The 716-nt window shown below is 51.7% G+C and carries 1 protein-coding gene; it reads left to right on the top strand.

Annotated elements, in window-relative coordinates:
- Positions 1–5: 5 nt before the first annotated feature.
- Positions 6–716, top strand: a 711-nt coding sequence (trbL, locus tag OU793_RS24760) for a P-type conjugative transfer protein TrbL (protein ID WP_274647935.1), incomplete at its 3' end; no start/stop codon positions are given.

Genomic DNA, 716 nt, shown 5'->3' with positions numbered 1-716 from the left:
ACGCCATTACCGCCACTTGGGAGCCCATCATTACCGACGCGGTAACCAACCTGTTTTGGTTGTTGGTGATTGCCAGTTTTACCTGGTCGGCCATCAAATTATGGCTGCATCAAAAAGGACTGGAGCACTTTATTGCGGAGTTGTTTGAGCGGGTGATGACCGTAGGCTTTTGTTGGTTTTTGGTCGTCAATGCCTCGCCGCTGGCGTGGACCGTGCTCAATTCGATGCAAGAGGTTGCTTCACGCCTTTCGGGTAGTGACGACAAACTCTCGCCCTCGAACATTGTTGAGTTAGGTCTGACGCTGGCACACCGAGTGTGGGAGTCCAGTTCGGGCTTTGATATGGGGCAATTTATCATCATTGGTCTGTGCGGTTTGATTGTGCTCATTGTATTGGCGCTGATTGCGGCGCAGTTGACCATTTTGCTGGTTGGTTCGTACATCATCCTCAATGGCGGGGTGATTGTGATGGGCTTTCTCGGCAGTGAATGGACACGAGACCACGGTATGAACTACTTCACCACCGTGCTCGGCATGTCAGTGCAAATCTTCATCATGCAGCTTTTAGTCATCATCGGTAATGAGACGTTCTTGAGCTTTATTAACAACCCAGGAGCAGGCTCTGCGGATTATCTGATGATGGTGGTGATGTCGGTGATTTACTACGCCCTAGTCAACACGGTGCCCGCCATGGCATCCAGCCTCACCACGGGGCGC

The organism is Vibrio sp. VP6 (genome assembly GCF_028823755.1).
GTDB classification, from domain to species: Bacteria; Pseudomonadota; Gammaproteobacteria; order Enterobacterales; family Vibrionaceae; genus Vibrio; species Vibrio parahaemolyticus.
The sequence above is the reverse complement of the archived record's forward strand: the minus strand, read 5'-3'. Positions and strand labels throughout refer to the sequence as shown.